General features: G+C 30.9%; 5 protein-coding genes. 4 read left to right on the forward strand and 1 reads right to left on the reverse strand.

Going from position 1 to position 6,835, the window contains the following annotated elements:
• Window positions 1-6: 6 nt before the first annotated feature.
• Window positions 7-1,323, reverse strand: coding sequence for a DNA recombination protein RmuC (gene rmuC / locus RMO53_RS07155; RefSeq protein ID WP_310379291.1), 1,317 nt, complete (start codon window positions 1,321-1,323; stop codon window positions 7-9).
• Window positions 1,324-1,398: 75 nt separating this feature from the next.
• Here rmuC and RMO53_RS07160 point away from each other — a divergent pair, with 75 nt between their 5' ends.
• The 4 genes from RMO53_RS07160 (at window position 1,399) to RMO53_RS07175 (ending at window position 6,504) form a co-directional block, all read left to right on the forward strand.
• The gene (locus RMO53_RS07160; protein WP_310379292.1) at window positions 1,399-2,040 is read left to right on the forward strand and encodes a Pr6Pr family membrane protein; all 642 of its coding nucleotides are present in this window, start codon (window positions 1,399-1,401) and stop codon (window positions 2,038-2,040) included.
• A 237-nt stretch (window positions 2,041-2,277) separates the two neighbouring features.
• Complete coding sequence (locus RMO53_RS07165; RefSeq protein ID WP_310379293.1) at window positions 2,278-2,475, forward strand: hypothetical protein; 198 nt, start codon at window positions 2,278-2,280, stop codon at window positions 2,473-2,475.
• Window positions 2,476-2,665: 190 nt separating this feature from the next.
• On the forward strand, window positions 2,666-6,031 hold the full coding sequence (cas9, locus tag RMO53_RS07170) for a type II CRISPR RNA-guided endonuclease Cas9 (protein ID WP_310379294.1): 3,366 nt from the start codon (window positions 2,666-2,668) through the stop codon (window positions 6,029-6,031).
• Window positions 6,028-6,504 (forward strand): HIRAN domain-containing protein, encoded by a 477-nt coding sequence (locus tag RMO53_RS07175; RefSeq protein WP_310379295.1) that lies wholly within the window; start codon window positions 6,028-6,030, stop codon window positions 6,502-6,504. The genes cas9 and RMO53_RS07175 overlap by 4 nt, the downstream gene beginning before the upstream one ends.
• Window positions 6,505-6,835: the final 331 nt, after the last annotated feature.

Raw genomic sequence — 6,835 nt, forward strand, 5'->3', positions numbered from 1 at the left:
CGGTAGTTAATCTATCAGCCTATTCTCGTCTATTTGAGCCCGATTAAGAATATTATCGGGTAGCGCCTTTTTAGCTTTTGCACCCATTTTTTTCAACTTTTCGACACTGGTAATGAGGTTTCCTTTTCCTTCTACGAGTTTGTTCATTGCGCCTTGATATTCTACTTTGCTTTCGTCTATTTTTTTGCCAATTTTTATTAAATCGGTTACAAAACCTTCAAATTTATCATACAATGCTCCAGCTTGGCGGGCAATTTCTAGGGCGTTTTCTTGTTGTTTTTGGTTTGTCCACATGCTGTCTATAGTTCGCAAAGTAGCGAGTAAAGTTGCAGGTGTAACGATGACAATATTTCTCTCGAAAGCTTTATTATACAAGGTTGTGTCTTCATTTAGTGCCATTGCAAAAGCGGGTTCGATAGGAATAAAAAGCAATACAAAATCTGGACTTTCTATATGGTATAAATCTTGATAATTTTTTTCTCCCAATTGTTCAACATGGCGTTTTATAGAGTTGACGTGTTCTTTTAAGTAACTATTTTTTAGATTATCATCTTCCTCGTTGATGTATTTTTCGTAAGCGGTTAATGACACTTTCGAATCTACAATCATTTTTTTCCCGTCAGGAAGATTAATTACCACATCTGGAAAAACACGTTGGCCGTCATCATTGGTGTGGGATTGTTGTACAAAATATTCTCTGTCTTTCTCCAATCCTGATTTTTCCAGTACCCGTTCCAGAACCAGTTCGCCCCAATTTCCTTGCATTTTGCTATCGCCTTTTAGAGCCTTGGTTAAGTTGATGGTTTCCTTGCTCATTTGAATATTCATTTCACGCAAACCCATAATTTGTTGGCGCAAAGCCGCATGATAATCAATACTTTCTTTGTGTGTGTCTTCGACTTTCTTTTCGAATAACTGAATCTTGTCTTGCAATGGAGACAAAATATTTTTCATGTTTTCCTTGTTTTGTTCGGTAAACTTATTTGATTTTTCGTCAAGGATTTTATTGGCGAGATTTTCGAATTCCTTAGTAAATTTTTCTTGCAGTTTTTCGACTTCTTCTTTTTGTTCTTTGTTGCGTTGCCAAAGATTTTCAAAATCTACTTCTTTTTTAGTCAACTGAATATTAATGGCTTCTTTTTCGTTCCGAATGGTTTCCTTTTCAGAAATTGTAACATTTAATTGCTCTTTCAGACTATTCAAATTTTCTTCAAGAAACACTTTTTCGGATAGAGATTTACTAGAAAAAACGAGTTTTCCAACAAAAAAACCGATGGCAAGAGCCACAATAAAAATCAATAAAAAAATAAGCATATCAGACATATAATTTCTTTTTGTACGTTTGTAAAAATAAGCAAAAGTTTTCAAGTTTTGAATCCCATAATTAGTATAAATAGTATGAAAAATAAACCAAACAAATTTAAAATAAATCTCGAGGCAATAATTTCGTTAATGGGTTGGTTTGCAGTTTTATTTCAATTGTATTTGATAATTTTAAATAGAGTAGTTGCAGTTTCAGAGACAATTGCTCGGTTTTTTAGTTTTTTCACGATTCAAACGAATATTTTAGTGGCTGTTTGTTTTACTTTTTTTTGGTTGAAACCAAATTCAAAATGGGGAATTTTCTTTTCTAGTCCCAAGTGTATTTCTGCGGTTACCCTATATATTTTGATTGTAGGTATTGTTTACAATGTAATTTTGAGATTTTTATGGGTGCCAACAGGTTTGCAAAAAATTGTCGATGAGTTGTTGCATTCTGTTATTCCGATTTTGGTTTTGACATATTGGATCTTGTTTGTAGATAAAAAACTTTTGAGGTTTAAGAATATTTTTCCTTGGTTGATTTTCCCTTTTTTATATTTGATTTATACTTTAATTCGAGGACATTTTGTTCAATTTTATCCTTATCCATTTATAGATGTTGTTCAATTGGGCTACAATCAAGTTTTGATTAATAGTTTTTTTATGTTGGTTGCTTTTCTTGTTATTGGGGGTTTATTGGTTAGTTTCACAAAGGCTTTCAATAAAACTTCACAATAAAAAAAAGTCCCACCGAAGCAGGACTAAAGACGAATCTACGGCATATAGCCTTATTGGAATAAGATTTTTATTTTTAAAATAATAAATCAAACTCTAACTACTCATTACAATAATATTAAGTCAATATTGATAGATTAAGCATGACGCAAATATATTAAAAATAAATTTAATTTTAATATGTTTTATACTCATTACATTATTATTTGTATGTTTGTAGAAATTATAAAAATAATTATTATGGAAATAGATATTAAAACAGATGAATATTATTTTTCATCTCAAACACAAAATGAATTTTATTGGCATCAGAATAATACAGGAAATATAAAATATGAGAATAAATATTATTGTACAGATGCTAATCATTACATAACACAACCAAATTGGATTATTTGTGAAATATGTAATTGTATTGTGCCCAATAATATTGAATAAAAAACCCCACCAAAGCAGGGTTGAAGATTTTCATCTACGGCATATAGCCTTATTGTGATAAGATTAAAGATTAGAAATTTTAATCATTACAAATGTAAGTAAAAACTTTTTTAGTTGGTTTACGGAAAACCGTAAAATTCATAATTATTATTTATTTACTTTTCATAATTCTTATAAAATACAGATTTACATGGCAAAAATATTAGGATTGGATTTAGGAACTAACTCGATTGGGTGGGCTTTAATTGATGATAAATTGAATAAAATTATTGGGATTGGAAGTAGAATTTTCCCAATGGGTGTTGAGAATTTGGGTGATGGAGATAATGAAATGTCTAAAAATGCAAGTCGAACAGGAGCAAGAGGTGTTCGTCGTCAGTTTTTTAGAAGAAGATTAAGAAAGAAAGTGTTGCTAAAATCACTTTCAGAAAATAATATGTGTCCAATGAGTTTGAAAGATTTTGAAGATTGGAAAAAAACAAAACAATTTCCAACACATAAACTTGCAACGTGGTTTGCATTAAATCCTTATGAATTACGTCAAAAGGCATTGAATGAAAAATTATCTCTAGAAGAAATAGGTAGAATATTTTATCATTTAATTCAAAGAAGAGGCTTTTTAAGTAATAGTAGAAAAGGTGGCAGTGATGATGGAGCAATTTTTAAAGGTAATGCAAAAGAAGGAAAGATAGGAATTGACGATACATTAGAAAGTATTGAAGGTAAAACACTAGGTTCTTATTTGTATGAGATTTATCCAAAAGAAAATCAGCCTTTTCAGGATGGTTTAGAAAGAATCAGGAACAGATATACCACTCGTAAAATGTATATTGATGAATTTGAGTTGATTTGGGAGAAACAATCGCAATTTCACACAGTTTTAAATCATAATTTAAAAACAATTTTTGGAGGAAGAAAACAAGATAATTATGATACAGATGGAATTTTATTTCATCAACGACCATTGCGTTCTCAAAAGCATTTGGTTGGTAATTGTTCTTTTGAACCCACAAAAACCAAATGTCCTATTAGTGCTATTCCTGTTGAAATGTTTAGAATTTGGCAATGGGTAAATACCGTTGAGTATAATGGAAATAAAATTTCTCCATCTGAAAAAGACAAACTAATTGAGCAATTACTTTTATCAGATAAAATTGAATTCAAAAAACTGCGAAAAGTCATAGGTAAAGAAAGCGCAGAATTCAAATTTAATTACAAAGACGATGATATGATAGTTGGGACACATACCATTTCTAATTTATCTAACAAAAAATTCTTTGGTGAAAAATGGTTTGAATTTTCAGAAAAGGAGCAGGATGATATTTGGCACGTTTTGTATTTTTTTGACAGTAAGTCAAATCTTAAAGACTATGCTATTAAGAATTGGAATTTTAGCGAAGAACAAGCAATTGCAATTTCAAAGTTTAATGTAAAAGACGGTTATGCCAATTTGAGCCGAAAAGCTATTTCAAAGATCTTGCCTTTTCTACAGCAAGGATATACTTATGATGTTGCCGTAGTTATGGGTGGAATTAATAACACTTTTGGAGACAAATGGCAAAATGATTCATCAGAAAACAATCAAAAACAACTCGATTTAATTGATAATGTTGAAGCAATTGTACGTTCAAAAATTTCAGGTGGTTTTATAGATACGATTAAAGAAGAACTTAACAAACGATTTGAGTTTAATGATAAACAATTAAAGAAACTCTACCATCATTCTGCAACAATTGATGTTGCTGAATTACTAGAAAAATTACCTGTTGGCTCAGCAGCCGACAAAGAAATTCAAGCTATTAGAAATCCAATTGTGATTACTGCTTTGTTTGAATTACGAAAATTAGTCAATGAATTAATTGACGAACACGGACAACTTGATGAAATAAAAGTAGAAATGGCTCGTGATTTAAAAATATCTAAATCGCAACGAAATAAAATCCGTAGAGATCAAAAACGATTGGAACGAGAAAATGACAGAGTTAAAAGTGAAGTAGAAAAATATACGAGAGTTTCGCACGACAACATTCTAAAATTTAAACTTTGGGAAGAATGCAAACAAACCTGTCCTTATACTGGTATTACTATTCCAGTAAGCAAACTTTTTACTGGCGAAGTCCAAATAGAGCATATTCATCCTTGGAGTCGTTCGCTAAACGATAGTTTCAATAATAAAACATTATGTTATGCCGATGAAAACAGACGAAAAGGAGATAAAACACCTTTTGAATTTTATGGAAACGATGAATTAGATTGGGTTGCAAGAAAAGAACGTGCCTTGAAATTGTTTTCGGATACCAAAGAATATCCAAATGCTTATCAGAAATTCAAACGGTTTGTACAGCAAAAATTTGATGATGATTTTTCTTCAAGACAATTAAACGATACTCGATTTATAAGCAAAGAAGCTTCAAATTATTTGACACAAATTTGCAAAAAAGTAAATGTTTCACCAGGTCAGATGACTGCTATATTGCGCCATAAATGGGGTTTGAATACAGTTTTGAATGATGAAAATGCAAAAACGCGCGAAGACCATAGACATCATGCTATTGACGCTTTAGTTATGGCATGTAGCAAAACAAGTTATTTGCAAGAATTGTCCAAATGGAATCGAGTTAATCGAGATTTTGATTTCCCAAAACCTTGGGAAACCTTCCGATTTGATGCCGAAAAAGCAGTAGATAAAATATTGATTTCGCACAAGCGCATTTCTAATGATATTACTATTCGATATACAAAAGTAGAAAAAAACGGAAAAACGCATATCAATAACGGAGTTGCCGCACGAGGACAGTTGCATAAAGAAACCGTTTTTGGAAAGCGAATCTTTAATGGAGAAGAAGCATTTCATGTCAGAAAAGCAATTGACAGTTTAACTACCGAAAAGCAATTAGAAAAAGTAGTTGATGAAGCTATTAGAAAGTTAATTTATAAAAGGATTCAAGAACTTGGTGGATTTGTAAAAGGAACTATTCCTGCAAATACTTTTTTTATTGTTGATGAAAGCGGAGTGAAACAACCACAGATTTTCTTACCAAATAAAAATGGCTCGCCAGTTCCAATATTGAAAGTAAGAATAAAAGAAAATATCAGTGGAGCTGAAAAATTAAAGGATAATGTAAACCAATGGGTAAACCCAAGAAACAATCATCACGTATTGATTTATAAAGATGAAAAAGGGAATTTAAATGAAGAAGTAGTGACTTTTTGGACAGTCGTAGAGCGAAAATGTAAAGGATTTCCAATTTATCAATTACCAGCAAGCGGAAATGAAATTGTAACTACTTTACATATTAATGATATGTTTTTATTAGGATTAAATGAAGATGAGATAAACTGGGAGAGTCCAGATTACGAAATTTTAAAAGATAATTTATACAGAGTTCAAAAATTGACTTCTGGAGATTATTTTTTTAGAAAGCATAAATCTTCAACAGTCACGGATGATGATTACATACAAATAAGGGGTTTTGGAGAAGGAAAAACAGGATGGTTTACGTTTAATCCAATCAAAGTGAAAATTTCAGTTTCAGGAAAAATATCTAAGCTATGAACCGTTCCGATTTTTTAAAAGTTTTAGGTTTAGGAACAACAGGATTGATAATTCCTAATACAACCTGGTCGCAAAAACCAGTCAAAATATATGATAATTATATCAAGGGTTTAACGCATTATCAATTTGGAAAAGTAAGGAATCAACTTGTTGTTGGTAAGGAATTAGTGCTTAATCGAGAAATAAATAATCACTATGATAGTTTTGCAGTTGAGGTTTTTTTTGGTACCTATAAATTAGGATATTTGGCAGCTTATGAAAATATTGCTATTGCCAATATGCTAGAACAAGGAGTTAATTTTAAAGCTTTTGTAAGTAAGTTAACTAGTAATCCAGACAAATTTTTTGATGGATTGGCAATTGAAATATACACCAATATTATATTAGAAAACCCTAAAATTATTGAGACAGATTTGTTAGAAAAAAGAGCTGATGATGCTCACGATTCATATAGAAAAGGATTTATTTTGTAAAGTATAAAAGTTCTTTGACATTTTTCATTGTCTTAAACAGCCAAACCACAACTGAAAGGTATGGCATCCGCCCAGCAGGGATGCAGTAGTTTTCAGTTGTGGTTTGATTAAAGATTAGAAAACACGATATTGTTCACAAGCTCACACAACGGACGAAATAAGTTGTGGTTTGATTAAAGATTAGAAAACACGGCGGATTCAAGTATCTAACGCAACATCGTTAGTTATTTAGTTAGTATCAAAAATATTAAAATTCTTTTAAATCTGCCTAATTTTAGAATAACTTTTTTGGCTTTTTGAATTAGCCAAAAGTTATTTCCAAAATTAGCTA

It is taken from the genome of Flavobacterium sp., from assembly GCF_031409475.1.
Lineage (GTDB): Bacteria > Bacteroidota > Bacteroidia > Flavobacteriales > Flavobacteriaceae > Flavobacterium.

Excerpts from the sequence above, each read along its gene's own strand:
- rmuC (WP_310379291.1), bottom strand. The coding sequence starts at position 1,323 with ATGTCTGATATGCTTATTTTTTTATTGATTTTTATTGTGGCTCTTGCC.
- RMO53_RS07160 (WP_310379292.1), top strand. The coding sequence starts at position 1,399 with ATGAAAAATAAACCAAACAAATTTAAAATAAATCTCGAGGCAATAATT.
- RMO53_RS07165 (WP_310379293.1), top strand. The coding sequence starts at position 2,278 with ATGGAAATAGATATTAAAACAGATGAATATTATTTTTCATCTCAAACA.
- cas9 (WP_310379294.1), top strand. The coding sequence starts at position 2,666 with ATGGCAAAAATATTAGGATTGGATTTAGGAACTAACTCGATTGGGTGG.
- RMO53_RS07175 (WP_310379295.1), top strand. The coding sequence starts at position 6,028 with ATGAACCGTTCCGATTTTTTAAAAGTTTTAGGTTTAGGAACAACAGGA.